Genomic DNA, 24,124 nt, shown 5'->3' with positions numbered 1-24,124 from the left:
GACCACTCCTCGGGCGCCGGGGTCGCCCATCACCCCGGCGCGGCTGCTCAGCCGGTGGCCGTCACTCCTCGGCCGGCAGCGCGTCCGGGCAGGGCCGTCGGCCAGTGGGCCAGGGCCGCCGTGGCTCCGTACCACGCGGCGAGTCCGCCGACCGCGGCGAACCAGCCACCTGTCTTGGCGAGTCCGGCCGAGTCGCCGAACTGGCCTATGGCGAGCAGGACCAGGGCGATGAACATCAGCGCGTAGGTCGCGCGCAGGAGCGGTGAGCCGCCCGTGGCGCCCAGGGTGAGGCTGAGGGCGACGAGGGCGAACAGGAGCAGAAAGAGTCCGGCAGCGTTGGCCGAGACCTGGGAGTCGGCGGAGACGCCCCAGGTGAACCAGAAGGCGCCGAGGCCGGCGAAGGCCGTGCCGGTGAACGAGTCGCGCTCACGGAACGCGAGCAGTCCGGCGATGAACAGCGCGAGACCGCCGACATAGGTGGCGACCGAGACGGCGTCCGCCGCCGTCACGCCGTCGATGACTTGGGTGTGGCCGACACCGAAGGCCAACAGGGTGAGGCCGAGGGCGAGATGGCCGAGGGTCGATGTGGTGCTTCCCGCAGAGACGTCGTTGTCCACGGCGGGCTCCCTTCACATGCAGTCGTGCCGCGTGGGGTTGGGGCTTCCGAAGGCCGCCGGCTTGCGGCCCGCGACCGATATATGCCCTTCACAAGGGCACAACCCACCCCTACGCGCCGGTAGATTTATCGACTGCCACGACATGACCGCCGCATCTCACCTGGGGGAACCGGGAGTTACGGGATGACTTACGGGATGACTTACGGGATGACGATGACGGGGCGCTGGGCGCGGCGCGCGAGACGGCCGGCGACGGAGCCGAAGATGCGTCCGACGATGCCGTGCGTGGAGCCGACGACGATCGCGTCCGCTTCGTACTCCCGCCCCACTTCTTCGAGTTCGTGGCAGATGTCGCCGCCGCGCTCGACGAGGATCCAGGGGACCTCGGCGAGGTAGTCGGCGCAGGCCAGTTCGAGCCCCAGGACCTCGGTGCGGTGGTCCGGGACGTCGACGAAGACGGGGGGTTCGCAGCCGGCCCACACGGTGGTGGGCAGTCGGTTGGCGACGTGGACGATGATCAGCCCGGAGCCCGAGCGGTGGGCCATGCCGATCGCGTACGCGAGGGCGCGCTCACTGGACATCGATCCGTCGAAGCCGACGACGACGCCGTGCTGGAAGGCTGGATCGCAGGGGTGGCGTGATTCTTCCGCCGCCAGCGGATCGGACGCCGGATCGGCGACCTGACGCTTGCGGTCCGCGGGTTCGAAGGATTCGTGACCGGCCATGGGTGTCTCGGCGAAGGGAGTCCTCTATGAGAGGGGCGACTGTCCGGGATTGAGGCTGTCAAGGAGTCGGGGCTGTGTCCGGGAATCATCTTCCCAACCCCATACCCCCAAGGGTACGGCGACACTCCTCTCCTGCCCAGAGCCGTCGAGTTCACTCAGCGTTCCCCGGAGCATGCATGAGGCCCCACCCGTGACGCAATGGTGTCTGCCACGTACAGCCGCTTTGCCGGGGTATGCGTCGCCCGCGCCGGGCGGAGGGAGGTTCCGCGTCCCCGTGCGCCCGCGCATCGGGTTCACCGGAACGGGGGTGGCGGCGCGGTCCGCCGCACCCCCCGGGCCGCGCGCCGGTGCACTGACTGATTCCCGCGCACGCCCCCGTTGGTTTTCAGCCAACTTGGCCAAGGTGACATCGCTTTGGTCCAAAGCCGCTCCACCCCCCGTTCCACCTGGGATGAAAGGACCGAGAGCCCCTTCCGCACCCTACGCGGACCGGCCACGCGCGAAATGCGCACTTCCCTGCGCGGCCCCGGAGTGCAACGCTTCGTGATCGAATGCTTCACGCCAAGTTGTCATGTCGACAATATGTGGGGTGCTCAAGTGGTCACGCCGGCACCACGGGACACAGTAGATTCGATCATGACTGAGGTACGGCGGGGGACTCTTGCAGGACCAAGGGGAAATGTGCTGGAGCGACATGCCCGACACGTTAGGGGCGCCGCGACCACCGAGGGGGGCTTAGCCGCATGAGCCACGACTCCACTGCCGCGCCCGAGGCAGGTGTCCGGAAACTCTCCGGGCGCCGCCGCAGAGAGATAGTCGCGGTGCTGCTGTTCAGCGGCGGCCCCATCTTCGAGAGTTCGATCCCGTTGTCGGTGTTCGGTATCGACCGCCAGGACGCCGGGGTCCCGCGCTATCGCCTTCTGGTGAGCGCGGGCGAGGACGGTCCGCTACGGACCACCGGCGGGCTCGAACTCACCGCGCCACACGGCCTGGAGGCGATCTCCCGGGCCGGCACCGTGGTGGTACCGGCCTGGCGGTCGATCACCGCGCCGCCTCCGGAGGAGGCACTCGACGCCATCCGCCGCGCCCACGAGGAGGGCGCCCGGATCGTCGGCCTGTGCACCGGTGCGTTCGTCCTGGCCGCCGCGGGCCTGCTCGACGGCCGCCCCGCGACGACCCACTGGATGTACGCGCCGACACTGGCGAAGCGGTATCCGTCCGTCCATGTCGATCCGCGCGAGCTGTTCGTCGACGACGGAGACGTCCTGACCTCGGCCGGCACGGCGGCGGGCATCGACCTGTGCCTGCACATCGTGCGCACCGACCACGGCAACGAGGCCGCGGGGGCGCTCGCCCGCAGGCTCGTCGTACCGCCCCGGCGCACCGGCGGCCAGGAGCGCTACCTCGACCGGTCGCTGCCGGAGGAGATCGGCGCCGACCCGCTGGCCGAGGTCGTCGCCTGGGCCCTGGAGCATCTGCACGAGCAGTTCGACGTGGAGACGCTCGCGGCGCGCGCGTACATGAGCCGTCGTACGTTCGACCGCCGGTTCCGCTCCCTCACGGGCAGCGCACCGCTCCAGTGGCTGATCACCCAGCGGGTCCTCCAGGCGCAACGGCTCCTGGAGACGTCCGACTACTCGGTGGACGAGGTGGCGGGCCGCTGCGGCTTCCGCTCGCCGGTCGCGCTGCGCGGCCACTTCCGGCGCCAGCTCGGGTCGTCGCCCGCCGCGTACCGGGCCGCCTACCGGGCGCGCAGGCCGCAGAGCGAGAAGATCATCGACGCGGGAGTGCTCGGCGGCCCGGACAGTCCGGTCCCCGCGCAGAGCCGGCGTACGGCGGCGGCCGACTCGCACGGCCGGTCACCGGCGGTACACGCGGAGCCCGGCAGACACGCCGCCGACATGTACGCGGCGGGGCTGGCGGGACGCCCGAGTCTGCCCGGCCAGCGGAGCGCGCCGTAGGGTAAGGCACATGAACGATCGCATGGTGTGGATCGACTGCGAGATGACCGGTCTCTCGCTGGCGAACGACGCGCTCATCGAGGTGGCCGCACTGGTCACCGACTCGGAGCTGAACGTACTCGGCGAGGGGGTGGACATCGTCGTCCGCCCCCCGGACGAGGCGCTGGAGACCATGCCCGATGTGGTGCGGCAGATGCACACCGCCTCGGGCCTCCTGGAGGAGCTGGCGGGCGGTACGACGCTGGCCGACGCGGAGGCACAGGTCCTGGCGTACGTACGTGAGCACGTCAAGGAACAGGGGAAGGCGCCGCTCTGCGGGAACTCCGTGGGAACGGACCGGGGCTTCCTCTCCCGGGACATGCCGGCCCTGGAGACCTTCCTCCACTACCGCATCGTGGATGTCTCCTCGATCAAGGAGCTGGCCCGCCGCTGGTATCCGCGGGCCTACTTCAACAGCCCCGAGAAGAACGGCAACCACCGCGCGCTCGCCGACATCCGGGAGTCGATCGCCGAGCTGCGGTACTACCGTGAGGCGATCTTCGTACCGCAGCCGGGGCCCGACTCGGAGACGGCGCGGAAGATCGCGGCGAAGCACGTCCTGCCGGTGGAGTAACCCGGTCCGCGCCCGTCGAAAAAGACGGGCGCGACCACCCCCCGGGACCCTGTACACTTTTTCTCGGCCGGTCGGTGATCCCCACGGAGAAACCACCGGTCATGGTGGGTGTAGCTCAGCTGGTAGAGCACCTGGTTGTGGTCCAGGATGCCGCGGGTTCAAGTCCCGTCACTCACCCTGATTGATCAAGGCCCGACCTGCGAAAGCAGGCCGGGCCTTCGTCATAGTCGCCCCTCAGGGGGCATCGAGGTCCCAGGCGGGGCCCTCGGGGCTGTCGAGCCACACCTGCTGCCCGTCGGGACGGATGCTGATGCCGTAGCGGTCGGGGGTCGGGCGACCTGCGGCCTGGTAGGTGCGGTACGTCTCTTCGAGGCCCACCCAGACGACGCCGGCCTCGGTGACGGTGCTATCGGGGTGGAGGTGGGCGATGGAGCCGTCCGGGTGCCAGACGCGGGCGCCGGTGATGCGGCGGTCGCTGTCAAGGTCGTACTGCCAGGTCAGGTCGGGGGCGGTGATGCTGACCAAGAAGCGGAAGTGGTTGTCGGCGATGGCGTGCGCGGGGAGGGCGGAGGGGCGGCCGGGGCCGGCGGGCAGGGGTGGGCGGAAGGCGGGGGCGCCGTCGGCGGGCGTGTGGCGCAGGGGCATGAAGAAGGCGCCGCCGGGGAGGAAGCGGCCGGTGGCGGTGCCCGGTCCGGTGGGACGGATGCGGGCGAGGGCGTTGCCGAGCGGGGCGAGGAGGAAGCCGTCGTCGGCGAGCTGCTGGAGCAGCGCGAGCGGGACGGTGGAAAGGCCGCAGGTGACGATGGTGCGGTCGTAGGGGGCGCGGCCGGCGTGGCCGAGGCAGCCGTCGCCGGTGACGACGAGCGGCGAGTATCCGGCGGTGGCCAGTCGCTGGCGGGCAGGGGCGGTGATGTCGGGGCTGATGTCGATGGTGGTGACGTAGTCGTCGCCAAGGCGGTGTCCGAGCAGGGCGGCGTTGTAGCCGGTGCCGGTGCCGATCTCCAGCACCCTCACCCCGTCCTCCACGGTAAGGGCTCGGAGCATGGTTGCCATGAGGGAGGGCTGTGAGCTGGAGGAGGTCACCGCGCCGCCGGTGCGGTGGGTGACCAGGCTGCGATTCGCGTGCACGGCAGTGAACCACTGCTCGTATGTGGCCGGGTCGTCGCCGGAGATCCGCTCCCCGGACGGGTCGTAGAAGTACGGGACGAAGACGTGCCGGGGGACTTCCTCGAAGGCCCGCCGCCAGCGGGGGTCGGAGAGGTCGCCGGAGTCGGCCAGGGCCTGGGCGAGGGCACCGCGAGCCCGAGCGGCACGCCCGGAAAGGTCGTCGGTCATGTGCGGGGGGCGCCTTTCTGGAGGAGGTCGGCGATGGCATGGGTGATCGGTTCGCGGGTGGGTTCGATCCAGGCCCATTGCCCTCCGGGGTTGACGTCGACCAGATAGGGCGTGCCGTGGGTGGTGACGATGAAGTCGAGGGCGGCGAAGACCAGCCCAAGGCGGTGCATCATCCCGCGCACCGCGTACGCCAGGTGGCCGGGTAACTCGATTCGGGTGTGGGTGAAAGCGTCGGACCCCTGACGCCAGTCCGGCCCGCTGTGCCCGGCTGGGGCATGGATGGCGGCGGCGAAGATCCGGTCGTCGACTACGGTGACGCGGACCTCGTATGCCCGGTCGGTGATCTCCCGCTGGAACAGGTGCGCGGTCAGAGCAATCCGGGGATCAGCCCAATACTCCTCGGGGACGCGGCGCGTGTAGAGCTGCCCCCGGGTGCCGTTCTCGCTATACACGATGCCGCCGAGGACCTTGGTCACGATCTGTCCGCCGCTGCGGCGGGCGAAAGGCGGTACGGCGGCGGGATCGTTGGTGATCAGGGTCTCGGGTACCTGGAGCCCGCTGGCGACGGCGGCGGCGAGATGGACGGGCTTGGTGCAGTCCACGTTCGCCTGCGGCCGGTTCACCCACAGCACGCCCGGCAGCGCCCCGAGGAGGGTGATCGCACGCTTGGCCTGGCCGGTGGCGAACTGGCGCTCGGGCCCGCTCATCGAGGCCGGCAGGTCGTGGGCGGTGGGCTTGCGCCACCACACTGCCCGCAGCTCCGAGAAGTCGATCCCCGAGCCGTCGTCCTGCAGGGAGCCGGTCCACCGACCGTCCGGTCCGAGTTCGGTACGCAGGGTGGTGCGAGTGGGGAAGTCGGCAAGGTCCGTCCGCCAGAACGGCACCCGGCGCTTGTTGAGTTCCCTCAGGACGAAGTCGGCGGTGGGGTCCAGGACATGAGTCACTACGAGCACACGCGGCGGGATGCCGCCGCGTGTGCCCTGACCTTCAGGTTTGGTCATCAGTCGTCGTACTCGTCGTCGTTCTGGTCGAAATCGACGGCGATGGCGTCCTGGCCGTCCGAATCGGTGTTGCAGGACGTCGTACTCATGGCCGGGTGGGCACCGGCCGGGAGGCCGTCGACGAGGGAGAGCTGGGTAACGGGGTCCACGCTCAGCACTGCGCGGTGCTCAGCAACCAGCAGTGGGCTGGTCAGGCTGTCCAGACCGAACGGCCTGGTCCCGGCCGGTCCGGCGGGCTCGGTGCGGACACGGTGCGAGAGGGCCGGGATGCGTTCCAGCAGTTCTGACATGGAGGTGTGCCTTTCTGTTGGGGGTGGCGGGAAGGAGCGAACAGCCACGCTCTGCGCCGAGACGAGCACACACCGGCAGCAGCCAAGGAACAATGACGCAGACCGATCCAGCACCGATCCCAAGCAGGAGAGGCTGCCCCTGATGCCCGATCAACTCCGTGACGGCATGAGGGAGGCACGCAGGGCATCCGGCCTGGCGTGGGCAAGGTTCGCCCGCGAAGCAGGATTCGGTGAGGCGTACCTGCGCAACGTGGAGAACGGAAACAGGTCGGTGACCGAGGGCGCCGCCGCCTACGACAGAGTGCTGCGAACCGGCGGCACCTTCGTGGAGGTGCTGCACGACACCGACTCGACCGCTGCCCGGAATGTGCCGTGGGAGTCGCCCGGGAGCCTGACGGTGCTCGCCGGACTACTGAACAGGAGCGGCGTGGACCGCAGACGGTTCCTGTCGGCCGGGGCCGCACTCTCCGTCTCGGCCGGCAACTGGTCCAAGGCCCTGGACCCGGTCCGCTCGACCAGGACGCTCGCGCCCCTCCCCGGAGGACCGGCACTGTTGGCCCACGTCGACGAACGCCTCGATCACATAAGGCATCTTGATGACGAACTCGGCAGTGGCGAGGTGTACCAACTGGCCCGCACCGAGCTGTCCCTGATCGTCACGCTGATCAAGTCGCGACGCTACGACGGTCCGACCGTCGATCGCTTGCATGCGATGGCATCCGAAGCGGCCCGGCAGGTCGCATGGACGGCTTTCGACCAGGACCGGCCCGGCGTCGCCCAGAGCTTCTTCGAGGGTTCCCTCCGCGCCTCCGCCGACGCCGGCGATCCGGTCAGCGGCGCCTACGCACTGTCGTTCGCCGCGATCCAGTGCTACTCCACCCCCGGGCAGGCGGGCAGAGCGGTATCGCTCTTGGAGACAGCACAACATCAGGTGAGGCGGAAGGCGACCCCGCGCATGCACGCCACGCTGGCGGCCCGCACCGCCCGCGCGCTGTCGAAGGCCGGGGCGAAGAAGGACTGCGCCCGCCAACTCGAAATCGCCCGTGCGGCTCTGGACAAGGGGCCGCACGACGACGACCCGAGGATCCTGTACTGGGTGGACTACGGCGAGATCGAGATGATCGCCGGATCGTCCGCCTTGCAGCTCGGAGACCCGGCCGAGGCAGTACGCCGCTTCGAGGCCGCCATGAAAGCGTCGTACCCCGGCGACGAGCAGTACCCGCGCAGCCACGCGATCTATCTGGCTCGGGCCGCCGAGGCGCATCTCGCCATGCGCGACCTGGACGCCGCGGTCGCCACCGCCCGCCACGCGGCCACCTGCCTCGGCTCCGTGGACTCCGCGCGCTCGGCCTCCGAGCTGAAGGGCCTTCGGGAGAAGCTGGCGGCACACACCTCGCACGCGGCCGTAGGCGAGTTTCTACAGGTCGGATAGGTCGAGCAGTCCGCGAAGACGGCGAGCCACCACCTCTTCGTCCAGCGCCAGTAGCGGCGTGAGTCCGAGCCCGTGGGCAGCGGCAAGATTCTCTTCACTGTCGTCAACGAAGAGGCACCGCTCGGGCGGCACGTCGAGCTTGTCGAGTGCCAGCCGGAAGATCGCAGCATCGGGCTTGCGTACTCCGTGCTCGGCGGAGAGCACTACCGCGTCAAAAGTGCCGTGCAGGTCGAACCCCGCGTAGGGGTCGTAGGGCTCCCGCCCGAGACTGTTGGACACCACCGCGGTTCTGACCCCGGCGGCCCGCGCCTCCCGCGCCACTTTGAGCACTTGGTGGGCCGGGAAGGCATCGTGGAGATAGCGGGCCATGAGGTTGTCGGGCGCGACGCCCATCAGGTCAGCGAATCCGACGTTCCAGTCGGTCTGGGTGATCTCGCCAAGTTCTAGCCGCCGGAAGAGTTCCTGCCCTCGGCGGTCGGCCCAGGCGCGGAGGAATGTTCCCCGCGCGAGTTTCTCCCGGTCCTCGAAGTACGAGATCACCTCGACCATATTGAAGGTCAAGACCCCAAAGAAGTCGAAAATCAGTCCCCTGTACTTGGGCTCTGCGGATGTCGGCATCGTCAAAGCCTACGATCCGTGGGGCAGTTGCAGGGTCGTCCGTAGCCACGTCCTGCTGGGTACCACGCCAGTGCGAAGCTGAGGCGCACGTCCGCCGGCCCGCCCGTACGGAGGGATGCCGCGCGTCCCGCGTTGCCCATCAGGGCGGACGTCGTTTGCCAGTCGCAGGACTGGGGCGATGTGTCCCGGTCTCTCCGATGAAGGCAGGTATGAGCTATGGCAAGTCGTCTCCTCACAGGTCTTGGCGCCCTGGCCGCTGCGGCATTTCTCGCAGTGGCTTCGCCCGCCTCGGCCTTCGCGGCAGAAGGGCACCTCGTCGTCAACGGTGAGGCTTACCTGAACCCGGCGGCGGGCTGCTACAACGCGCCCAACGGTCCGGGTGAACTGGAGATCACCAACTCCACCGACAAGGCGGTAACCGTATTCGCGGGCCCGGATTGCACTGGCGGATCCGTGGTCACCATCGCTCCCGGCGCCGAAGAGACCGCGGTCGGGCACAGCGTCAACGTTGCCTGAGCGGTCTTCGAGCGACGGCGCTTCGCTCAGCCCCCACCGACCTTCGGGCCGGTGGGGGCCTTTTCGGTTCACGCAGCATCGCGCAGGGCCTTCGCCACCCGTTCCGCCGCCTCGGTGAGCGGGCCCGGCGGGTGGGCCAGGAGGAGGCGGCGTTGTTCCTGGGGGCCGCCCCGGACCGGGCGGATCCGTACGCCCGGGGGTGCGGCGGGGGCCAGGGTCGCCGGGATCGTCGTCAGGCCGCAGCCCGCCGCGACCAGGTGGAGCTTGGCGAGCCAGTCGCGGGCCGTGTGGGCGATGTCGGGGCGTTCGTCGAGGCCGGGCCAGACACCCATCAGGCGCTCCTCGCCGGAGGCCGGGCCGGCGATCCAGCGCTGACCGCGCAGATCGGCCACGTCGACGTACTCACCCCGGGCCAGCGGGTGGGCGGTGGGGACCGCCAGGCAGAGACCGCGCTCGCTGAGCGTCCGTACCACCAGCGGCGGCGACTCCGTGTCCGGCGGCCGGAAGGGCGGCGCCGAACCGAGCAGCGCCAGATCGAGACTGCCGGCCCGCAGCGCCCGTACCAACGACGGGGTGCCACCCTCGCGGGTGAGGACCGTCAGGGCCGGATCGGTACGGCGGAGGGCGGCGAGGGCCGTGGGCAGCAGGACAGCACCGGCGCTGGGGAACCAGCCGAGGCGGACCGTGCCCGCGTCGGCGGGCAGACCGGACAGCTCGCGCGCGGTCGCGTCGATCTGGTCCAGTACGAGGGTCGCCCGGCGCAGGACTACACGGCCCGCAGCCGTCAGCCGCACACCCTCCCGGCGCCGCTCCACCAGCTCCCCTCCGGCGACCCGCTCGATCGACGCCATCTGCCGGGACACGGCGGACTGGGTGTAGCCGAGGGAGGTGGCGGCTGCGGTAAAGGTCCCCTGCTCGGCCACGGCCCGGAAGACGCGGAGCGCGGTGAGGGAGACGTCGGTGAAGTCCATGAGGTCTACGCATACCAGGTCGGCATTGCTTCCGCTGACCGCATGGACGCGCGGCGCGGACAGGCCCACCCTCGGGACCCTTCTCCGGCAAATGGCCATATCCCTGCGGATGTGGTTCATCTGGCCAAACAGGAGGAGAGGGTACGGAGGGTGGGCGCCGAAATCACGATCAACCCGCCGCGCACCAGCCCCAGTTGTAGCCTTGCCAGAACACCGCGCCGACCCACGCCACATGAACCATGTCCGCTATGCCGGAATCCACGAGAGTAAGCAAAAACAGCCCCCCGGCCTAACAAAACCCCAGTTCACGACCTGTGCTCCCCGCGCACGCGGGGGTGGTCCCGACGTCCTGGAACTCCAGAACCGAGTGCGCACGTGCTCCCCGCGCACGCGGGGGTGGTCCCGGCCACAGGCCGAAGGGGTTTTCGCGGATGAAGTGGTCCCCGCGCACGCGGGGGTGGTCCCGGACAGCTCTGATGCCCAAACTCAGCCCCGCCGTGGTCCCCGCGCACGCGGGGGTGGTCCCAGCGACCGCGATGAGGCAGGTCGCATCATCCCGTGGTCCCCGCGCACGCGGGGGTGGTCCCAAGGACTTGAGCGCCAGGAAAGCATCCCGGTTGTGGTCCCCGCGCACGGCCGGCCCCGCCCAGGCCCCCGCTTCTGGGCTTCAGCCCCAAGTCGTCGGTAGTCTGCCGGTCCATGGGCTCTGAGATTCCCGCCGGATTGCGCGCTATTGATGGACATCCCGGGGTCGCGCTTGCCGCTGACGTGTGGTCGGTGTTGGAAGGGATCGGGATTCCCGTCGCTCTTGTCGCCGACGAAGGGGGTGGGCAGGCGCCTCGCTTCGGGGTGACCATGTCCGTCGATGAGGACAACGTCATGATCACGTGGGCCGTTCCGCGTGAGGAACCCGTGGTCGAGTTGCCCGCTCAGTTCGCTTGGGGTTCCTCCGAGATCTCCCTCGGACCGGTCGACTATGACGACGCCTGGTTCGCCCTTGCCCAGGCCGTCACCACCCTCATCACCACCCTCGCCGGGATCCTCGTCACCCGTGGGTATGCCGTCAGTGGTGTTTCGGTGCCCGACGACCCGTATCCCCCGAGCCTCGTCATCGTCGCCGGTGACGACACCTGACCTACGACGACGACCGTTCCACCAGCTCCGTCGGGAGCACCACCTGTCGCCGCTCCCCCGCCACCGCCCCCGGCCGCCGGTTCGCGATCTCCTCCTGGAGGAGTTCGATCATCGCCCGGCCCATCTCCTCGATCGGCTGCCGGACACTCGTCAGCGGCGGATCCATGTGGCGGGCTATCGCCGAGTCGTCGAAGCCGACCAGGGCCACGTCCTCCGGCGTGCGGCGGCCCTGGGCCCGCAGCGTCTGGCGGGCGCCCGCCGCCATCACGTCCGAGCCGGCGAACACGGCGTCCAAGTCGGGGTGCAGGGATAGGAGTTGCTCCATCGCACGTAGGCCTCCCTCCTCCGTGAAGTCCCCCGGCACGATCATGGTCTCGTCCACCTCGCGCCCCGCCCGCCGCAACGCGTCGCGGTAGCCGTCGACGCGGCGCTGGGCACCGTACACATCCATGCGCCCCGCGATCGTCGCGATGGACGTGTACCCCCGCGCGATCAGATGTTCCACGGCCGACCGGGCGCCGCCGAAGTTGTCCGAGTCCACCGACGGCAACGTCTCGTCGGCCGACCGGCGACCGCTGATCACCGTGGGGGTCTCCAACTGGGTCAGCAGATCGGGCAGCGGATCGTCCGCGTGGACGGAGACCAGGAGCACGCCGTCCACCCGGTGCGCCGCGAGGTACTGCGCGAGGCGCCGCCGCTCCCGGTCGCTCCCCGCGAAGATCAGCAGCAGTTGCATCTCGGTCTCCGACAGCTCCGCGCCGACCCCGCGCAGCATGTCGGAGAAGTACGGCTCCGCGAAGAAACGCGTCTCCGGTTCGGGGACGACGAGCGCGATGGCGTCGGTACGGTTCGCGGCCAGGGCGCGGGCCGCCGTGTTCGGTACGTACCCCAGCTCCGCCACCGCCGCCTCGACCGCGAGCCGGGTCGCCTCGCTCACCCGCGGTGAACCGTTGATCACCCGGGACACCGTGCCGCGGCCCACGCCGGCGCGGGCGGCGACCTCTTCCAGGGTCGGCCGCCCGCCGCCCCGGCCCCGCGCTCCATGCCCCGCCATCGCCGTCGCCCGCCTCCCATCAGCCGTCAACCGTCAACCGTCACCGTCAACCGATCTGGAATGTAACAGCCGTCCCAGGAGCACCCGGCCCGGGATCAACCGCCGCCCCCACCGCCCGTACCTAACAGGCCGATAACTGAACGCAACTCTCCGCGCCCCGTCCCTTGACACCCCCGCGCCGACCCGCGACCCTTCAACACATCACTTGTGGGAGCGCTCCCACAGTATCTGACACATACACATCCCGCACGTTCCCCGCCCGAGCCGCAGCGAGAACCAACGGGCCCAACAGAGCAGTTGGCCGGGGGGTCGGCACGTCAGGCAACAGGAGGACGCAATGCGTACGAGTACCCGCGGGTCCCGGCTGGCCGCTTTCACGGTCGTGGCCGCGCTCACCACGGGGCTGCTCGCCGGATGCGCCGACGACTCGAAGGACGGCTCGTCGAACGCATCGGACGGTGGCGGCAACGCCAAGGGCAAGATCACGCTCACGGTCGGCACCTTCGGTGTCTTCGGATACAAGCAGGCCGGACTCTACGACGAGTACACGAAGCTGCACCCGGACATCACCATCAAGGAGAACGTCACCGAGCGGAACGACGTCTACTACCCGAAGCTGCTCACCCGCCTCCAGGCCGGCAGCGGTACGGACGACATCCAGGCCATCGAAGTCGCCAACATCACCGAGGTCGTCCAGACGCAGGGCGCCAAGTTCGAGGACCTCGGCAAGGCGGACGGCGTCGACAAGTCGAAGTACCTGCCGTGGAAGTGGGATCAGGCGACGACGGCGGACGGCAAGACGATCGGCCTCGGCACCGACATCGGCCCGATGGCGCTGTGCTACCGCAAGGACCTCTTCGAGAAGGCCGGACTGCCCACCGACCGCGAGGAGTTGGCGAAGGCGTGGTCCGGCGACTGGAACAAGTACGTCGCCCTCGGTGAGCAGTACATGAAGAAGGCACCGAGCGGGACGAAGTTCGTGGACTCGGCGTCCAGCGTGTACAACGCGGTGTTCGCCGGAGCGACCGAGCGCTACTACGACAAGAGCGGCGAGCCGTCGTACGAGCAGAGCGCGGGCCGCAAACTGGCCTGGGACACCGCGATGAAGGTCGCCACGAGCGACATGTCGGCGAAGCTCAAGCAGTTCGAGAAGCCGTGGGACCAGGGGTACGCGAACGGCAAGTTCGCGACCGTCTCCTGCCCCGCGTGGATGCTCGGCTACATCCAGGAGAAGTCCGGCGACAGCGGCAAGGGCAAGTGGGACGTGGCCGCGCCGCCGACGGCCGGCAACTGGGGCGGCGCCTTCATCGGCGTACCGTCGGCCGGCAAGAACAAGGCGGAGGCGATCAAGCTCGCCGCCTGGCTGACCGCGCCCGAGCAGCAGGCGAAGGTCTTCGCGAAGCAGGCCAGCTTCCCGTCGACCCCGGCGGCGTACGCGAATCTGAAGGTGGCGCCCGCGACGGACGAGTACTTCGACAAGGCACCGATCGCGAGCATTTTCGGTGACGCGGCGAAGAACATCCCGTCGGCGGTCTACGGTCTGAAGGACCAGCAGATCGGTACCGCCATCGCCGACATCGGCATCCTCCAGGTCGAGCAGCAGGGCAAGACGCCGGCCCAGGGCTGGGACGCCGCCGTCAAGGAGATCAAGGACGTACTGGGGCAGTGACGTCGATGTCCGATACCTCCACCGAGAACACCGAGACCGCGTCCCCCGTCAAGGGGGGCGCGGCCCCGGCCGCGTCCGGCGGCCCGCGCAGGCCGCCGTCCCCCTGGCGCAGCCGCCTCTACCGCTGGGACATGAAGGCGAGTCCGTACGCGTACATCGCGCCGTTCTTCCTCTTCTTCGGGGCCTTCGGGCTCTTCCCGCTGCTGTACACGGGCTGGTCGTCGCTCCACAGGGTGCAGCTCGCCGATCTGGACAGCCGTACGTGGGTCGGCCTGGACAACTACACCAACCTCCTCCAGAGCGATTTCTTCTGGAACGCGCTGAAGAACACGTTCACCATCGGGGTCATCTCGACGGTGCCGCAGCTCCTGATGGCGCTGGGGCTCGCGCATCTGCTCAACTACAAGCTGCGCGGCTCGACGTTCTGGCGGGTCGCGATGCTCGCGCCGTACGCCACGTCGGTGGCCGCCGCGACCCTGGTGTTCACGCTGCTGTTCGCGTGGGACGGCGGCATGGTCAACTGGCTGCTCGACTTCGTGGGCATCGACCCCGTCAACTGGCGTGAGTCCCAGTGGGGTTCGCAGTTCGCGGTGTCCTCGATCGTGATATGGCGCTGGACCGGCTACAACACCCTGATCTACCTCGCCGCGATGCAGGCCGTCCCGCACGACCTGTACGAGTCGGCGGCGCTGGACGGCGCCTCGCGCTGGCAGCAGTTCCGGCATGTGACGATCCCGATGCTGCGGCCGACGATCCTGTTCACGGTCGTCGTCTCGACCATCGGCGCGACCCAGCTCTTCGGTGAGCCGCTGCTGTTCGGCGGCGCGTCCGGCTCCAAGGGCGGCGCCGACCACCAGTTCCAGACGCTCGGTCTCTACATGTACGACCAGGGCTGGATGATCGGCAACCTCGGCAAGGCGTCCGCCATCGCCTGGTCGATGTTCGTGATCCTGCTGCTCATCGCCGCGGTCAACATGCTGATCGCCCGACGACTGAGGAAGAACGGATGACCGCGACGAGCCCCTCCTCCGGTCCGGCGGCGGGCGACGCCACCCCGGCCGGAGACACCCTGACCGCCGAGCGCCCGACCGCCGCCCCCGCGCCGGAGCCGCCCGGCAGGCGCGGCAGGAGCCGCCGCCCCCTCTCCCAGCGCGCGGGCGGCCAACTGCACGCCGGACCGATCACGTACGCCGTGCTGGCCCTGTTCGTGCTGGTGTCGCTGGCCCCGCTGGTGTGGACGACGATCGCCGCGTCCCGTACGGACACCCGGCTCGCGAAGACCCCGCCGCCGCTGTGGTTCGGCGGCAATCTCTTCACCAACCTGGAGACGGCGTGGACCCAGGCCGGTCTCGGCAAGGCGATGTTCAACACGACCATCGTCGCCGGGTCCATCACCCTCGGTACCGTGCTGTTCTCGACGCTCGCCGGATTCGCCTTCGCCAAGCTGAAGTTCCGGTTCAGCGGCGCGCTGCTGATGCTGACGATCGGCACGATGATGATTCCGCCGCAGCTCGGTGTCGTACCGCTGTATCTGTGGATGGCGGACCTCCAGTGGTCCAATCAGCTCCAGGCGGTGATCCTGCCGACGTTCGTGACGGCGTTCGGTGTGTTCTTCATGCGGCAGTACCTGGTGCAGGCGCTGCCCGGTGAACTCATCGAGGCGGCGCGGGTGGACGGCGCGAGCAGTCTGCGGATCGTGTGGCACGTGGTGTTCCCCGCGGCCCGTCCGGCGATGGCCGTGCTCGGGCTGCTGACCTTCGTGTTCGCCTGGAACGACTTCCTCTGGCCGATCATCGCCCTGAACCAGCAGAACCCGACCGTGCAGGTCGCCCTCAACCAGCTCGGTACGGGATACATCCCCGACCAGGCCGTGATCATGGCGGGCGCGCTGCTCGGCACGCTGCCGCTGCTGATCGCGTTCCTCCTGTTCGGCAAGCAGATCGTCGGCGGCATCATGCAGGGCGCCGTCAAGGGCTGAGCCGGCCGCGCCGTCCCCCCACCACCAACTCCCCCTTTCCGTAAGCCCTTTCGCCCGTTCATGGGAGCGCTTCCATGCCTGAGTCCGTGACCGAATCCGCCACCGATTCCGCTGTGCAGTCCCGGCCCGAACCCGGTTCCGGCTCCGTGCCGTTCCCGCCCGGCTTCGTCTGGGGCGCCGCCACCTCCGCGTACCAGATCGAGGGCGCGGTACGGGAGGACGGCCGCACCCCGTCCATCTGGGACACCTTCAGCCATACGCCGGGAAAGGTGGCGGGCGGCGACACGGGCGATGTGGCCGTGGACCACTACCACCGCTACCGGGACGACGTCGCCCTCATGGCGGACCTCGGGCTCACCTCGTACCGCTTCTCGGTGTCCTGGCCCCGGGTGCAGCCGACCGGGCGCGGGCCCGCCGTGCAGCGCGGGCTCGACTTCTACCGGCGGCTCGTGGACGAGCTGCTCGCGCGGGGCGTGAAGCCCGCCGTGACGCTCTACCACTGGGACCTGCCGCAGGACCTGGAGGACGCGGGCGGCTGGCCGGCGCGCGAGACGGCGTATCGATTCGCCGAGTACGCGCAGATCGTCGGGGACGCCCTGGGTGACCGGGTCGAGCAGTGGATCACTCTCAACGAGCCCTGGTGCAGCGCCTTCCTGGGCTACGGCTCCGGGGTGCACGCCCCCGGCCGCACCGACCCGGTGGCCGCGCTGCGCGCCGCCCACCACCTCAACCTCGGCCACGGCCTGGCGACTTCGGCCCTGCGCGGGGTCCTGCCGTCCCGCGCGTCGGTCGCGGTCAGCCTCAACTCCTGCCCGGTCAGGACCATTTCGGAGGACCCGGCCGACCTGGACGCCGTACGCCGTATCGACCATCTCGCCAACGGCGTCTTCCACGGCCCGATGCTGCACGGCGCCTACCCGGAGGGCCTGTTCGCGGACACCGCCCGGCTGACCGACTGGGCGTACGTCCAGGACGGCGACCTTGAGGTGATCCACCAGCCGCTGGACGCGCTCGGCCTGAACTACTACACGCCGACCCTGGTCGCCGCCGCCCGCCCCGACGACGGGTCGCCGGGCTCGCGCGCCGACGGGCACGGCGCGAGCGACCACTCGCCGTGGCCCGCCGCCGGGGACGTGACGTTCCTTCAGACCCCGGGCGAGCGGACCGAGATGGGCTGGACGATCGACCCGTCGGGGCTGCGCGACCTGATCCTGCGCTACAGCCGCGAGGCCCCGGGCCTGCCGCTGTACATCACCGAGAACGGCGCGGCCTACGACGACCGGCCCGACGCCGAGGGCCGCGTCCACGACCCGGAGCGCATCGCGTACCTCCACGCCCACCTCACGGCCGTCCACGACGCGATCGACGCGGGCGCCGACGTCCGGGGTTACTACCTGTGGTCCCTGCTGGACAACTTCGAGTGGGCGTACGGCTACGAGAAGCGGTTCGGCGCGGTGTACGTGGACTACGCGACCCAGACCCGCACGCCGAAGTCGAGTGCGCGCTGGTACGCACGGGCGGCACGCACGGGGGGCCTGCCGCCCGTGCCCGGGACCGGGCGGTAGCCGGAGTCCGGGTTCCGGGGGCGGAAGCGCCCCGGCCGCGTGGGGGAAGTTCGGCCGGGGCGCGTCCTCGGGGGGTGGTGGCTCACGGCAGCACGCTAGGCCCGGACCACGCGGTCACGGGGGCTCTTAGGGATGCGTTAAGGGTGGGATGGGGGCCGATTAAAGGTCACCCGGAGGTGCCGGACGGCGTCGGGGCGGGCGGACGGGACATGCGGCGCCGCATGCCCCGGTGGCCCCGGCGCCCCGCTTCCCGCCCGGCCGCGAGCTGGATCCAGATCCGGACCTCCGTACCGCCGAGCACCGAGTGCCCGATCCGTACGTCGCCGCCGGTGGATTCGGCGAGGCGGCGGACGATGTCGAGGCCGAGCCCGGTCGATCCGTCGGCGCCCGATCCCCGTCCCCGTGCCATCGCCGCGGCCGGGTCCGCGATGCCGGGTCCGGCGTCGGAGACCAGCACGATCACGGCGTCGTCCCCGTTGTGCACGTCGACCGCGAACGCGGTGCCCTCGGCGGTATGCCGGAACACATTGCCGAGCAACGCGTCGAGCGCGGCGACGAGTTCGGGCCGCGCCACCGGAATCCGTACCGGCCGGTCGACCCCGGCGACCCGCACCTTGCGCCCCTCGTCCTCGGCCAGCGCCGACCAGAACCCCATCCGCTCCCGGATCACCTCGGCGGCGTCGCACCCGGCGCCCGGCCCGGCGGCAGCCGTCCGCGGTTTGGCGTCGCGGGCGGTACGGATGATGGTGTCGACCTCGCGTTCGAGCTGGGCGACGGCGGCGCGGGTCTGGTCGGCGGCGGGCCCGTCCCCGAGCGAGGCGGCGTTGAGCCGGAGCACGGTGAGTGGAGTGCGCAGCCGGTGCGAGAGATCGGCCGCCAACTCCCGCTCATTGGCGAGGAGTTGGACGACCTGGTCGGCCATGGAGTTGAAGGCGACGGCGGCGAGACGCAGCTCCTTGGGGCCTTCCTCCGGCACCCGCGCGCCGAGTTTGCCCTCGCCGAGGTCGCGTGCGGCGCCGACGAGCCGCTGCGCGGGCTGGACCATCCGTCCGCCGAGCCGGTCGGCGACCGCGACGGACCCGATGACCAGCGCGATCCCGACGCCGGCGAGGACGAGCCAGGCGGTGGTGACACCGCCCGCGGCCTCCGCGTCGGGCACGAACACCTCCACGACGGCGATCTCACCCGAGCTGAGCGCGGTCGGCTGGAGCAGCGCCGAACCGCCCTCCACCTCGGAGATGGAGGCGCGGCCGATCCGGCGGGTGGTGGCGACGTCCTCGTCGGTGGCGCGCTGACGCCCGATGTCGAGGGGGTCGGCGCCGCCGGACGCAGGGATGTGCAGCGCCATGCGTCCGTCGGAGCCGGACTGCGTGGACAGGACGGCGCCGGTGAGCTGGTCCCGGTCGGTCGTGATGGACAGGGCGGGACCGATCGCGGCGGCCTGCCGTTCGGCGTCGGAGATGGCACGGTCGCGCGCCATCTCCTTGACGACCAGACCGAGCGGCACCGCGAAGGCGACCACGACCATGGTGGTCACCGCGAGACACACCTTGACGAGCGCCCATCTCATCGCCGTGCCTCCCCTTGCGGGCCGGTCACCGCGGCGGCTCCAGCTTCACTCCGACCCCGCGCAGCGTGTGCAGATAGCGGGGCCGCGCCGCCGTCTCGCCCAACTTCCGCCGCAGCCAGGACAGATGGACGTCGATGGTCTGGTCGTCGCCGTACGACTGCTGCCACACCTCGGCGAGCAGCTCCCTGCGCGGTACGACGACACCGGGGCGCCCGGCGAGGAAGGTGAGCAGGTCGAACTCGCGGCGGGTCAGGTCGAGCGTCACCCCGTCGAGTGCGGCCTGCCGGCGCAGCGGGTCGATGGAGAGCCCGCCGACCTGGATGACCCGGCTGGGCGGCGCCTCACCGGAGCCGGCCCGTGAGCGCCGGAGCACGGCGGCCATCCGCGCGGACAGATGCTCGACGGAGAATGGTTTCGTCAGGTAGTCGTCGGCGCCGTCGTTGAGCAGCCGGACCACCTCGGTCTCGTCGTCGCGGGCCGTGGCGACGATCACCGGTACGTCGGTGATGCCGCGCAGCATCTTCAGCGCCTCGGACCCGTCGAGATCGGGCAGCCCCAGATCCAGGATGACCAAGTCGAAGGGGAAATGGGCGACTTCGCGTAGCGCCTCCAGGGCGGTGCCGACGCTCCGTACGGTGTGGGACGCCTCGGTGAGATGCCGGATGAGGGCCGAGCGTACGAACTGGTCGTCCTCGACGACGAGCACACGTGCCATGGGCGGCACCGTACGCCATAGGGGGGACACAAGTGGGACGGGTGGTGCAGGATGGCCCGACGATGCGCAGAGGACTCGTACACGTACTCGCCTGGTCGCTCGCCACGGGCGCGGCGGTCACGCTGTCGTGGTGGGGTGTCCACACGGTGCTGGCGGGCACCGCCTACGACCCGCCGCGCGCCCTGCCGATCACGGGCGCGCTCGGTCAGGGTTCGGAGCCGCTGTCGTCCTCGACGCGGCGGGCCGACGACCCGCCCTCACCGTCCGCGTCCCCGTCGGGCGCGAAGCCGAGCCCGGACGGCCGACCGTCGAAGAAGGCCCCGAGCGGCAAACCGTCGGCGTCCGCGCGTACGACTCCACCGGCCCCGGCCCCGAAGACGCCAGCGCCTTCGGGTCGTGTGAAGAGCTATACGACGGAAGGCGGGCGGGCCGCGTTCGAGCTGGGCGACTCGGCGGCGACGCTGGTGTCGGCGACCCCGGCGGCGGGCTGGTCGATGCAGGTGTGGACGGAACCGACGTGGATCCGGGTGGAGTTCTCGTCCGGCGCGGACCGGGTGTCGGTGTTCTGCACCTGGCACGACCACGCACCGCTGGTCGAGATCAACACGTACTGAGCGATCAGTACTTACTGGGGGCCCGGCGGGTGTCAGCGGAAGACGGACGACGGCGGGCGCGGTGAGGCGATGGCGCCGGCGTCCATGACGGCCGCCGCTCCCCCGGCGAACCCGACCAGCGCGGGCCCGTGTTCGACGCGTCCGGGGTGCGGGTCGGACGCGGCCCTGCGGGTGAGTTCGGCGAGCGGCAGCGGACGGCCGGACGCGATGAGTACGGCGTTGCCGAACCGTTTGCCCCGCAGGACGGCCGGGTCGGCGACGAGGGCCAGCTCCGGGAACACGGCCGCAGCGGTGGCGATCTGGCCGCGCAGATGGGCGAGCGGCGGGCCGTCGGCGAGGTTGGCCGCGTAGCACCCGCCGGGCGCGAGGACCCGGCGGACCTCGGTCAGGAACTCGGTGCTGGTGAGGTGGGCGGGGGTGCGGGCGCCGCTGAACACGTCGGCGATCAGCAGGTCGGCCCAGCCGTCGGCCAGTTTGGCGAGCGCGGCTCGGGCGTCGGCGGTCCGTACCTTGATCCGGGCGCCCGGGTCCAACGGCAGCTCACGGCGGACGAGTTCGACGAGGGCGGCGTCCCGTTCGGCTATCTGCTGGGTCGAACGGGGGCGGGTCGCGGCGGTGTAGCGGGCGAGGGTGAAGCCGCCTCCGCCGAGGTGCACGGCCCGGACGGGGGTACGGGGCGGGGCGACGAGATCGACCAGGTGTCCGAGGCGGCGCTGGTACTCGAAGTCGAGATAGGTGGGGTCGTCCAGGTCGACGTGGGACTGCGGGGCACCGTCCACGAGGAGCGTCCAGGCGCGGGGCCGGTCCCGATCGGGAATCAGCTCGGCAAGCCCCCCGTCGACCTCCTCGACCAGGGCCACCGCAGTCCGCTTACTCCGTGCGCGTGCCATCAGCCCATTATCGACAGGGGGAGGGGTGGGCGCCGCTCGGGGGCGCCGGGGCGTTCTTCAAGGGGCGCGGGGGGTTGGGCGCGGCAGCGCCCTCCGGGGGCGCGGGGGGCGTGGACGCGGCACGCGCCCTCCAAGGGGCACGGGAGATTGGGCGCGGCAGCGCCCTCCAAGGGGCGCGGGGAACTGCGCGACCAGCCACGACGGCGCAGCAGCCGCCCGAACCGCCTCAGCGACAGCCGTCAGCAGCCTCGATCAGCCGTGCAGCCTGCCCAAGCGCGGCACGCAACAAAGCCGGATCAGTCACCGGATCAACCTCACCCGGAGGCAACAGCCACCCGGTCCCATCAACCGGCGGAGCCGGAACCTCACCCACCACGCTCACGTCTCCGCGCCCGAACGTCTGGGTGCAGGCACTGCCCGGGAGATCCCAGCGGGCGGCCGTACCGGGCGGGACGAGGAAGCCGAGGGTGTCGCAGCCGCCGTCGTGCAGGACGGGGCCCACGGAGTCGCCGGCGGCGCGGCGCAGGATGTCGACGGCCTCAAGGCCCTGCCGAGCCGGCACGGTGACCAGGTCGCACGGGTCCACCGGGGCGGTGCCCTGCGGCGGCGTACCGTGCTCATCGGTCGGTCGGTGCGGTGCCGTCGGCGACGGCTTCCAAGCAGCAGCGCTGGTCTTCATGCCTGCCTCCAACACGGAACCCCTCCTCGGTCGAGTCGGTCGCGTCGCTCGCATGTCGCACGGGTCGGGACACACGGCTCCCTGTCCGCATGGTTCAACGCGCGACCCCGTCAACAGCAACGGCGGCGCACCGCCGCAAAGGATGGCAGTTCATGGCAGATCGTGGGTGAGATATCCGGTTTGTAGCCAAACACTGTGTGGTGGCACTGTCACAGCGGGTACGTTCGTGCCCCGCCGGAACGGGCAGGGGACACGGCGCGGCGGACCCGAGGGTCCGCGTCCTCGACGCCCCGCGAAGTCCGGTCACCATGCGCACGAGAGGCCCGGCCATGGCGTCGTCACCGATGGCATCGTCATCCCCGTCCCAGGAACCCCCGCCCCGGGAGTCACCGGAGTCCCCCACGCCCCCTGTCGCTCCGGTGGCGCCCAACCTCGCGTTCCGGCAGGCGCGCGGCCGGCGCTCCCCGGGGGAGTTCGCGGCGGCGGTGCGGCGGGCGGCGCGGGAGATCGGGGAGCGGGTGAGTTGCGACGCCCGGTACATCGGGCGGGTCGAGGCGGGGGAGATCCGCTGTCCCAACTACGCGTACGAGCGGGTGTTCCTGCACATGTTCCCCGGTCGCACGCTGGCGGACCTGGGCTTCGCGCCGCGCTCGGCGGTACGCGGCCGGGCCGCCCGTACGACACCGCCCCCGGAGCCGGAACCGTCCCACCGGCCTCTGGCGTCCCAGGAGTTCCCACAGCACCATGGAACACAGGGATCGCAAGCACCCCTTGAGTCCCTGAAGTCCCACCAGACCACCCCGTCCCACGAGTTCGACCCGTCCCCTGAGGTCGTTGAGATCGAGCAGTACGAGAGACACGAGGAGAGCGACGTGCGGCGTCGCGCATTCATGACCGGCGGAACGGCCACCGTGGCGACCGCCTCGCTGACCCCCTTCGCCGCGGCCCCGGCCGCCGCCCAGGCCGGTGAGGCGGAGGCGAGCGCCGTCGAGGAGGCCGTACGCCGGATCCGGCTGCTGGACGACCGGCACGGCGCGGACGGTCTGTACCGGCGGGCCGCGGCGCCGCTGCGCACCGCGTTCGCCCTGCTCGACGCGGGCACGTCGCGGCAGGCCACGGCCGACCGGCTGCAGGCGGGCGCCGGTGAACTGGCGATCTCCGTCGGCTGGTTGGCGCACGACTCGGGCCGGTTCGACGACGCCCGGTCGCATTACGCGGAGGCGTTGGCGACGGCCCGGATGTCCGGGGACGCGGCGCTGGAGGCGCACGCGTTCTGCAACACCGCCTTCCTCGCGCGCGACGCGGGGCGTCCCCGGGAGGCGGTGCGGGCGGCGCAGGCGGCGCAGCGCGCGGCGCGGCAGCTCGGTTCGCCGCGGCTGCTGTCCCTGCTGGCGCTGCGCGAGGCGGGCGGCTGGGCGGGGCTCGGCGACCGGTCGGGCTGCGACCGGTCGCTCGTGCGCGCGCAGTCCCTGTTCGACTCCGGTCCGTCGGACGCCGACCCGGAGTGGATGACGTTCTACGGCGAGGCCGAGCTGGAGGGTCTGGAGGCGCAGTGCTGGTCGGCGCTCGGCGACTGGCCGCGGGCGGCCCGGCACGCCCGCCGTGCCGCCGCGCTCCAGGACCGGCACTTCACCCGGAACATCGCCCTGTACACCGCCGAACTGGCCGACGACCTGGCCCGCGCGGGCCGGCCGGACGAGGCGGCGGCGGCCGGTACGCAGGTGATCGGGCTGCTCGACGAGGTGCAGTCGTCGCGCATCCAGTCGATGCTGGCGACGACGGCCCGCGTCCTGCTCCCCCACCGCCGAGCAAACGGAGTCGCAGCCTTCCTGGACCGCCACGGGGCGCTGCCGCGCGGGGTCTGAGCGGTCCCGGGCGCCGACGCGCGGTCCGACCGCTACGGCAGCGGGGCTGACGGGTCGGGGGTTGCGAGCGGATCGGCACCGCCGGACTGCACCGTCGGGGCTGAGCAGCGCTGCGGCGGAAAGGATTGACCCTGGCGGGTCGGGCAGGTCCGGGAGGCTGCGAGCGGTTCGGCACCGCCGGGCAGCACCGACCGGGCTCAGCACCGCTGCGGCGGAAAGAGTGACCCTGGCGGGTCGAAGCCAAGCAAAAACGACCCTGCCGGGTCAGGGGGGGTGCGAGCGGTTCGGCACCGCCGGACCGCGCCCTCGGGG

Annotated in this window: 23 protein-coding genes, 1 tRNA gene and 1 CRISPR repeat array; of the genes, 12 read left to right on the top strand and 12 right to left on the bottom strand. The window is 70.9% G+C overall.

Annotated features, from left to right (window positions below; genetic code table 11):
* Positions 1 to 47 precede the first annotated feature (47 nt).
* Positions 48 to 617, bottom strand: coding sequence for a GPR1/FUN34/YaaH family transporter (locus ACIQNU_RS01210; RefSeq protein WP_401359464.1), 570 nt, complete (start codon positions 615 to 617; stop codon positions 48 to 50).
* Positions 618 to 817: 200 nt separating this feature from the next.
* Entirely contained in the window at positions 818 to 1,342 is a 525-nt protein-coding gene (locus tag ACIQNU_RS01205; protein ID WP_401359462.1) for a universal stress protein, read from the bottom strand.
* 743 nt (positions 1,343 to 2,085) lie between these two features.
* On the opposite strand from ACIQNU_RS01205, the gene ACIQNU_RS01200 reads away from it, so the two are divergent.
* The 3 genes from ACIQNU_RS01200 (at position 2,086) to ACIQNU_RS01190 (ending at position 4,093) form a co-directional block, all read left to right on the top strand.
* Positions 2,086 to 3,303: a helix-turn-helix domain-containing protein gene (locus ACIQNU_RS01200; RefSeq protein WP_401359461.1), complete on the top strand. Its 1,218-nt coding sequence runs from the start codon at positions 2,086 to 2,088 to the stop codon at positions 3,301 to 3,303.
* Positions 3,304 to 3,313: 10 nt separating this feature from the next.
* Positions 3,314 to 3,916: an oligoribonuclease gene (gene orn, locus ACIQNU_RS01195; protein ID WP_401359458.1), complete on the top strand. Its 603-nt coding sequence runs from the start codon at positions 3,314 to 3,316 to the stop codon at positions 3,914 to 3,916.
* A 104-nt stretch (positions 3,917 to 4,020) separates the two neighbouring features.
* A tRNA-His gene (locus ACIQNU_RS01190) sits at positions 4,021 to 4,093 on the top strand.
* Positions 4,094 to 4,150: 57 nt separating this feature from the next.
* Here ACIQNU_RS01190 and ACIQNU_RS01185 read toward each other — a convergent pair.
* From ACIQNU_RS01185 to ACIQNU_RS01175, 3 genes are read right to left on the bottom strand one after another with little or no spacing between them, the layout of a single operon-like run.
* Positions 4,151 to 5,251 (bottom strand): methyltransferase domain-containing protein, encoded by a 1,101-nt coding sequence (locus ACIQNU_RS01185; protein WP_401359455.1) that lies wholly within the window; start codon positions 5,249 to 5,251, stop codon positions 4,151 to 4,153.
* The gene (locus ACIQNU_RS01180; RefSeq protein ID WP_401359453.1) at positions 5,248 to 6,252 is read right to left on the bottom strand and encodes an MvdC/MvdD family ATP grasp protein; all 1,005 of its coding nucleotides are present in this window, start codon (positions 6,250 to 6,252) and stop codon (positions 5,248 to 5,250) included. The genes ACIQNU_RS01185 and ACIQNU_RS01180 overlap by 4 nt, the downstream gene beginning before the upstream one ends.
* A complete protein-coding gene (locus ACIQNU_RS01175) occupies positions 6,252 to 6,542 on the bottom strand; it encodes a hypothetical protein (RefSeq protein WP_401359450.1) in 291 nt (96 codons plus the stop codon). Before ACIQNU_RS01175 ends, ACIQNU_RS01180 begins: the two co-directional genes overlap by 1 nt.
* A 142-nt stretch (positions 6,543 to 6,684) precedes the next feature.
* On the opposite strand from ACIQNU_RS01175, the gene ACIQNU_RS01170 reads away from it, so the two are divergent.
* Positions 6,685 to 7,974, top strand: coding sequence for a helix-turn-helix domain-containing protein (locus ACIQNU_RS01170; RefSeq protein WP_401359448.1), 1,290 nt, complete (start codon positions 6,685 to 6,687; stop codon positions 7,972 to 7,974).
* Here the strand turns inward: ACIQNU_RS01170 and ACIQNU_RS01165 are convergent.
* Positions 7,960 to 8,592 (bottom strand): HAD-IA family hydrolase, encoded by a 633-nt coding sequence (locus ACIQNU_RS01165; RefSeq protein ID WP_401359446.1) that lies wholly within the window; start codon positions 8,590 to 8,592, stop codon positions 7,960 to 7,962. The two genes, ACIQNU_RS01170 and ACIQNU_RS01165, sit on opposite strands and share 15 nt — an antisense overlap.
* Positions 8,593 to 8,808: 216 nt before the next feature.
* Here ACIQNU_RS01165 and ACIQNU_RS01160 point away from each other — a divergent pair, with 216 nt between their 5' ends.
* Entirely contained in the window at positions 8,809 to 9,108 is a 300-nt protein-coding gene (locus ACIQNU_RS01160) for a hypothetical protein (protein WP_401359444.1), read from the top strand.
* Between the two features lie 68 nt (positions 9,109 to 9,176).
* On the opposite strand, the gene ACIQNU_RS01155 is transcribed toward ACIQNU_RS01160, so the two are convergent.
* Entirely contained in the window at positions 9,177 to 10,079 is a 903-nt protein-coding gene (locus ACIQNU_RS01155) for a LysR family transcriptional regulator (RefSeq protein WP_401359442.1), read from the bottom strand.
* Between the two features lie 314 nt (positions 10,080 to 10,393).
* A CRISPR array of direct repeats spans positions 10,394 to 10,727; the repeat unit is 25 nt; unit sequence TCCCCGCGCACGCGGGGGTGGTCCC.
* Between the two features lie 207 nt (positions 10,728 to 10,934).
* Between ACIQNU_RS01155 and ACIQNU_RS01150 the strand changes: the two genes are divergently transcribed.
* Positions 10,935 to 11,213, top strand: a complete 279-nt coding sequence (locus ACIQNU_RS01150; protein WP_401359439.1) for a hypothetical protein — start codon at positions 10,935 to 10,937, stop codon at positions 11,211 to 11,213.
* A 1-nt stretch (position 11,214) separates the two neighbouring features.
* On the opposite strand, the gene ACIQNU_RS01145 is transcribed toward ACIQNU_RS01150, so the two are convergent.
* A complete protein-coding gene (locus ACIQNU_RS01145) occupies positions 11,215 to 12,267 on the bottom strand; it encodes a LacI family DNA-binding transcriptional regulator (RefSeq protein WP_401359436.1) in 1,053 nt (350 codons plus the stop codon).
* 337 nt (positions 12,268 to 12,604) lie between these two features.
* Here ACIQNU_RS01145 and ACIQNU_RS01140 point away from each other — a divergent pair, with 337 nt between their 5' ends.
* From ACIQNU_RS01140 to ACIQNU_RS01125, 4 genes are all read left to right on the top strand, one after another.
* Complete coding sequence (locus tag ACIQNU_RS01140; protein WP_401359433.1) at positions 12,605 to 13,936, top strand: ABC transporter substrate-binding protein; 1,332 nt, start codon at positions 12,605 to 12,607, stop codon at positions 13,934 to 13,936.
* 5 nt (positions 13,937 to 13,941) lie between these two features.
* Complete coding sequence (locus ACIQNU_RS01135; protein ID WP_401359431.1) at positions 13,942 to 14,946, top strand: carbohydrate ABC transporter permease; 1,005 nt, start codon at positions 13,942 to 13,944, stop codon at positions 14,944 to 14,946.
* Positions 14,943 to 15,914, top strand: a complete 972-nt coding sequence (locus tag ACIQNU_RS01130) for a carbohydrate ABC transporter permease (RefSeq protein ID WP_401359428.1) — start codon at positions 14,943 to 14,945, stop codon at positions 15,912 to 15,914. The genes ACIQNU_RS01135 and ACIQNU_RS01130 overlap by 4 nt, the downstream gene beginning before the upstream one ends.
* Positions 15,915 to 15,988: 74 nt before the next feature.
* A complete protein-coding gene (locus ACIQNU_RS01125; RefSeq protein ID WP_401359425.1) occupies positions 15,989 to 17,479 on the top strand; it encodes a glycoside hydrolase family 1 protein in 1,491 nt (496 codons plus the stop codon).
* Positions 17,480 to 17,645: 166 nt separating this feature from the next.
* Here ACIQNU_RS01125 and ACIQNU_RS01120 read toward each other — a convergent pair whose 3' ends face one another.
* Both ACIQNU_RS01120 and ACIQNU_RS01115 read right to left on the bottom strand, forming a co-directional pair.
* Complete coding sequence (locus tag ACIQNU_RS01120; protein ID WP_401359423.1) at positions 17,646 to 19,049, bottom strand: sensor histidine kinase; 1,404 nt, start codon at positions 19,047 to 19,049, stop codon at positions 17,646 to 17,648.
* 25 nt (positions 19,050 to 19,074) lie between these two features.
* Positions 19,075 to 19,764, bottom strand: coding sequence for a response regulator transcription factor (locus ACIQNU_RS01115; protein ID WP_401359420.1), 690 nt, complete (start codon positions 19,762 to 19,764; stop codon positions 19,075 to 19,077).
* Positions 19,765 to 19,826: 62 nt separating this feature from the next.
* Here ACIQNU_RS01115 and ACIQNU_RS01110 point away from each other — a divergent pair, with 62 nt between their 5' ends.
* On the top strand, positions 19,827 to 20,378 hold the full coding sequence (locus ACIQNU_RS01110; protein ID WP_401359418.1) for a hypothetical protein: 552 nt from the start codon (positions 19,827 to 19,829) through the stop codon (positions 20,376 to 20,378).
* Positions 20,379 to 20,410: 32 nt separating this feature from the next.
* Here the strand turns inward: ACIQNU_RS01110 and ACIQNU_RS01105 are convergent, their stop codons facing one another.
* Both ACIQNU_RS01105 and ACIQNU_RS01100 read right to left on the bottom strand, forming a co-directional pair.
* A complete protein-coding gene (locus ACIQNU_RS01105) occupies positions 20,411 to 21,268 on the bottom strand; it encodes a spermidine synthase (protein ID WP_401359416.1) in 858 nt (285 codons plus the stop codon).
* A 226-nt stretch (positions 21,269 to 21,494) separates the two neighbouring features.
* Positions 21,495 to 21,947, bottom strand: coding sequence for a hypothetical protein (locus ACIQNU_RS01100; RefSeq protein WP_401359413.1), 453 nt, complete (start codon positions 21,945 to 21,947; stop codon positions 21,495 to 21,497).
* Positions 21,948 to 22,276: 329 nt separating this feature from the next.
* Between ACIQNU_RS01100 and ACIQNU_RS01095 the strand changes: the two genes are divergently transcribed.
* Positions 22,277 to 23,812, top strand: a complete 1,536-nt coding sequence (locus ACIQNU_RS01095; protein ID WP_401359411.1) for a hypothetical protein — start codon at positions 22,277 to 22,279, stop codon at positions 23,810 to 23,812.
* Positions 23,813 to 24,124: the final 312 nt, after the last annotated feature.

Origin of the sequence: Streptomyces sp. NPDC091292, assembly GCF_044757265.1 — a bacterium.
Taxonomy (GTDB): Bacteria; Actinomycetota; Actinomycetes; order Streptomycetales; family Streptomycetaceae; genus Streptomyces.
Note: the sequence above shows the minus strand (reverse complement) of the source record. Positions and strands in the feature narration are given on the sequence as shown.

Excerpts from the sequence above, each read along its gene's own strand:
- ACIQNU_RS01150 (WP_401359439.1), top strand. The coding sequence starts at position 10,935 with ATGTCCGTCGATGAGGACAACGTCATGATCACGTGGGCCGTTCCGCGT.
- ACIQNU_RS01095 (WP_401359411.1), top strand. The coding sequence starts at position 22,277 with ATGGCGTCGTCACCGATGGCATCGTCATCCCCGTCCCAGGAACCCCCG.
- ACIQNU_RS01125 (WP_401359425.1), top strand. The coding sequence starts at position 15,989 with ATGCCTGAGTCCGTGACCGAATCCGCCACCGATTCCGCTGTGCAGTCC.
- ACIQNU_RS01165 (WP_401359446.1), bottom strand. The coding sequence starts at position 8,592 with ATGCCGACATCCGCAGAGCCCAAGTACAGGGGACTGATTTTCGACTTC.
- ACIQNU_RS01130 (WP_401359428.1), top strand. The coding sequence starts at position 14,943 with ATGACCGCGACGAGCCCCTCCTCCGGTCCGGCGGCGGGCGACGCCACC.
- ACIQNU_RS01105 (WP_401359416.1), bottom strand. The coding sequence starts at position 21,268 with ATGGCACGCGCACGGAGTAAGCGGACTGCGGTGGCCCTGGTCGAGGAG.
- ACIQNU_RS01185 (WP_401359455.1), bottom strand. The coding sequence starts at position 5,251 with ATGACCGACGACCTTTCCGGGCGTGCCGCTCGGGCTCGCGGTGCCCTC.
- ACIQNU_RS01145 (WP_401359436.1), bottom strand. The coding sequence starts at position 12,267 with ATGGCGGGGCATGGAGCGCGGGGCCGGGGCGGCGGGCGGCCGACCCTG.
- ACIQNU_RS01200 (WP_401359461.1), top strand. The coding sequence starts at position 2,086 with ATGAGCCACGACTCCACTGCCGCGCCCGAGGCAGGTGTCCGGAAACTC.
- ACIQNU_RS01135 (WP_401359431.1), top strand. The coding sequence starts at position 13,942 with ATGTCCGATACCTCCACCGAGAACACCGAGACCGCGTCCCCCGTCAAG.
- ACIQNU_RS01115 (WP_401359420.1), bottom strand. The coding sequence starts at position 19,764 with ATGGCACGTGTGCTCGTCGTCGAGGACGACCAGTTCGTACGCTCGGCC.
- ACIQNU_RS01205 (WP_401359462.1), bottom strand. The coding sequence starts at position 1,342 with ATGGCCGGTCACGAATCCTTCGAACCCGCGGACCGCAAGCGTCAGGTC.
- ACIQNU_RS01110 (WP_401359418.1), top strand. The coding sequence starts at position 19,827 with ATGCGCAGAGGACTCGTACACGTACTCGCCTGGTCGCTCGCCACGGGC.
- ACIQNU_RS01120 (WP_401359423.1), bottom strand. The coding sequence starts at position 19,049 with ATGAGATGGGCGCTCGTCAAGGTGTGTCTCGCGGTGACCACCATGGTC.
- orn (WP_401359458.1), top strand. The coding sequence starts at position 3,314 with ATGAACGATCGCATGGTGTGGATCGACTGCGAGATGACCGGTCTCTCG.
- ACIQNU_RS01160 (WP_401359444.1), top strand. The coding sequence starts at position 8,809 with ATGGCAAGTCGTCTCCTCACAGGTCTTGGCGCCCTGGCCGCTGCGGCA.
- ACIQNU_RS01100 (WP_401359413.1), bottom strand. The coding sequence starts at position 21,947 with ATGAAGACCAGCGCTGCTGCTTGGAAGCCGTCGCCGACGGCACCGCAC.
- ACIQNU_RS01140 (WP_401359433.1), top strand. The coding sequence starts at position 12,605 with ATGCGTACGAGTACCCGCGGGTCCCGGCTGGCCGCTTTCACGGTCGTG.
- ACIQNU_RS01155 (WP_401359442.1), bottom strand. The coding sequence starts at position 10,079 with ATGGACTTCACCGACGTCTCCCTCACCGCGCTCCGCGTCTTCCGGGCC.
- ACIQNU_RS01175 (WP_401359450.1), bottom strand. The coding sequence starts at position 6,542 with ATGTCAGAACTGCTGGAACGCATCCCGGCCCTCTCGCACCGTGTCCGC.
- ACIQNU_RS01170 (WP_401359448.1), top strand. The coding sequence starts at position 6,685 with ATGCCCGATCAACTCCGTGACGGCATGAGGGAGGCACGCAGGGCATCC.
- ACIQNU_RS01180 (WP_401359453.1), bottom strand. The coding sequence starts at position 6,252 with ATGACCAAACCTGAAGGTCAGGGCACACGCGGCGGCATCCCGCCGCGT.